Source organism: Albidovulum sp. (assembly GCF_049646345.1).
In the GTDB taxonomy this organism is placed as follows: Bacteria; Pseudomonadota; Alphaproteobacteria; order Rhodobacterales; family Rhodobacteraceae; genus Albidovulum.
The window spans coordinates 1-3,026 of sequence record NZ_JBARVQ010000696.1 but is presented as its reverse complement, the minus strand read 5'-3'; the positions used below and the strand labels follow the sequence as shown (position 1 = coordinate 3,026).

Annotated in this window: 3 protein-coding genes; 1 reads left to right on the top strand and 2 read right to left on the bottom strand. The window is 62.3% G+C overall.

The window, feature by feature from the left end; all coding sequences use genetic code 11:
* Positions 1–792 (bottom strand): acyl-CoA dehydrogenase family protein (locus tag WBB85_RS18160; RefSeq protein ID WP_432640001.1); only part of this gene is annotated, 792 nt, incomplete at its 3' end.
* 162 nt (positions 793–954) lie between these two features.
* On the opposite strand from WBB85_RS18160, the gene WBB85_RS18155 reads away from it, so the two are divergent.
* Positions 955–1,713 carry a TSUP family transporter gene (locus WBB85_RS18155; protein ID WP_432640000.1) on the top strand — a complete coding sequence of 253 codons (759 nt, stop codon included), beginning with the start codon at positions 955–957 and terminating at the stop codon, positions 1,711–1,713.
* A gap of 60 nt (positions 1,714–1,773) precedes the next feature.
* Here the strand turns inward: WBB85_RS18155 and WBB85_RS18150 are convergent.
* A partial coding sequence (locus WBB85_RS18150) for a phosphoenolpyruvate carboxykinase (RefSeq protein WP_432639999.1) occupies positions 1,774–3,026 on the bottom strand: 1,253 nt, incomplete at its 5' end.

Genomic DNA, 3,026 nt, shown 5'->3' with positions numbered 1-3,026 from the left:
GCAGAGGATCAGTTCGGCGGCAATCTCGGACCGGGTACCAAGCGAGCCCACGCCGATATAGCCGCGGCTGAGTTCCTCACTGACGACGACCATGGATGCTTTCGACAGGCCAAGCCCGCCGAACTCTTCCGGGATCGTCAGTCCGAACACGCCAAGTTCGGCCAGTTCCTCGATGATTTCCATCGGGATCAATTCATCCTTCAGGTGCCAGCCATGGGCGTTCGGCACCACACGCTCCTCGGCATAGCGGCGGAACTGGTCGCGGATCATCTCAAGGTCTTCATCAAGACCTGTGGTCCCGACCGTCGCCCGTCCGTGATTGTCGCGCATCAGCGCAACCAGCCGCGCCCGCGCGGCAGGCGTGTTGCCGCCCGCGATCAGTGCGGCCGCCGCACCTTCGGGCACCCAGGCAAGGCCAAGATCGGAAAGCCGCGCAACCTCGCCCTGGCTCATCGGAATGCCGCCCGCAATCTGGGCGAGGTATTCGCCAAAGCCGATCTGGAGCAACAGCGATTCCATTTCGCCCAATGCGCCAGCGTCCGAAACCCGCCCTGCCCAGCCGCGCATCTGACGCAGCGATTCGACGTAAGTGGCAAGCCAGGACAGGGCGTGGGCCGCGAACTGGTTTTGTTCCAGCGCCGCGCCAGACACCCTCCCATCGCGGGTAACGGTTGCCTGCAGGCCCTTCGTCGCCGCATCCAGCAGTGTTTCGACCGGCGGTAGCGCAGCCTCGGTCAGGGCGAGAAGATCGGGAAGGATCACATTCGGCATATCTGCTCCGTCATGCGCCATGGGGCCACTCCTATTCTGCGGTTGCATCGTCCTAGCTATTTTGCAGTCGCAGCGCAATATTAATTCACAAATGCGGCGCCCGTCGTACGAAAGTGTCGCGGCGAATACGCGATGCAGATGTCTGACTTTCCCGATATAGCAGAAGCGGGAGGCACCATATCGATGTTTGGACTGGACCTGACGATTTTCCTTATGGCGGTGGGGGTCACCGTCTTTGCCAGCATCGTCAAGGGGGCGGTCGGTTTCGCGATGCCGATGATCATGATATCGGGCCTCGCCTCATTCCTGCCCGCCGAGCAGGCGCTCGCCGCTCTGATCCTGCCGACACTCGCGACAAATCTGGCGCAGGCGCTGAGGCAGGGCTGGCGGGCGGCCGTGGCGACCGCGTTGGAATATCGACGGCTGCTGATCACACTTTGCATCACCATCGTCTTTGCCGCGCAACTTGTACCAGTGATGCCGCAAACGGTGATGCTGCTGACATTGGGCTTGCCCATCGTTGCCTTCGCGCTGACCCAGCTTGCAGGCTGGCAGTTCCGCTTCCATGCAACGAAACGGGTACGTGCCGAAGTCACAACCGGCCTTGTCGGGGGCTTTTTTGGCGGTATTTCCGGCGTCTGGGGTCCGCCGACCATCGCGCTTCTGATTTCGCTCGATGTTGAAAAGCAGGAAAACGTGCGGGTGCAGGGCGTGGTTTACATGATCGGCTCGGCGATGCTGCTGGCGGCGCATCTGGGCTCCGGCGTGGCCAGCGGGACGACGTTGCCGCTCTCGGCCGCACTCACGTTACCGGCTATGGCCGGGCTTTATGCGGGCTTTGCCATACAGGACCGGCTCGATGCGCGGCGCTTCCGACACTGGACGCTGGTCGTGCTTGCGATCACCGGGCTGAACCTCATCCGGCGGGCGCTGGCGCTTTGATCTTCTTCTGTTAGGAAATACTCCGGGGTGTGTGGGGGCAGCGCCCCCACTGATCCGGTATCAGCCGATCGCCGCCGCCTTCACTTCCGCGTCGATGAACGGCACATATTGCGCAAAGTTGTCGGCGAACATGTCGACGAGCTTATTGGCCTGGGCGTCATAGGCTGCCCCGTCCGCCCAGGTCTGGCGCGGATCGAGCAGCTGGGCATCCACGCCCGGAACGCTGACCGGCACCTCAAAGCCGAAGTTCGGATCCTTGCGGAACTGCGCGCTGTTCAGCGACCCGTCGAGGGCGGCCGTCAGAAGCGCACGCGTCGCCTTGATCGGCATGCGCTTGCCGGTGCCGTAAGCGCCGCCGGTCCAGCCGGTATTGACCAGCCAGCAAGTGGCGCCGGTACCTGCGATCTTTTCCTGCAACAACTTGCCGTAGACCTCGGGCCGACGCGGCATGAAGGGCGCGCCGAAGCAGGTGGAGAAGGTCGGGATCGGCTCGGTCACACCCACTTCGGTGCCCGGCGTTTTCGACGTGAAGCCCGACAGGAAGTGATACATCGCCTGCGCCGGTGTCAGCCGTGCGATGGGCGGCAGCACGCCGTAAGCGTCACAGGTCAGCATGATCACGTTTTTCGGCTGCCCGCCGCGCGAGGTTGGCGAGGCGTTGGAGATTGCTTCCAGCGGATAGGCGCAACGCATGTTGTCGGTGATCGAGTTGTCCTCGAAATCCAGTTCGAACGTCTCGGGGTCGAAGACCATGTTTTCTACGACTGTGCCGAAGCGCGAGGTCGTTGCGTAGATCTCGGGCTCCGCCTCGGCCGAAAGGTTGATGGTCTTGGCATAGCAGCCGCCTTCGAAGTTGAAGGTGCCGGTATCCGACCAGCCGTGTTCGTCGTCGCCGATCAAAGTGCGCGACGGGTCGGCCGACAGCGTGGTCTTACCGGTGCCCGAAAGGCCGAAGAAGACGGCGGTGTCGTCCGGATCGCCGATCGCGTGGTTGGCCGAGCAATGCATCGCCATGATGCCCTTGCCGGGCAGAATATAGTTCAGCAGCGCAAAGACCGACTTCTTGTTCTCGCCCGCATAGGCCGTGTTGCCGATCAGGATCAGCTTCTTGTCGAAGTTCATCGCGATCACGGTTTCGGACCGGCAGCCATGTTTGGCGGGATCAGCCTTGAAGGACGGGCAGTTGATGACAGTGAATTCGGGGATGAAGTCATCCAGTTCCGACCGTTCGGGGCGGCGCAGCAGGTGACGGATGAAGAGGCCATGCCAGGCCATCTCGGTCACGACGCGCACATCAAGGCGATGTTCGGGAT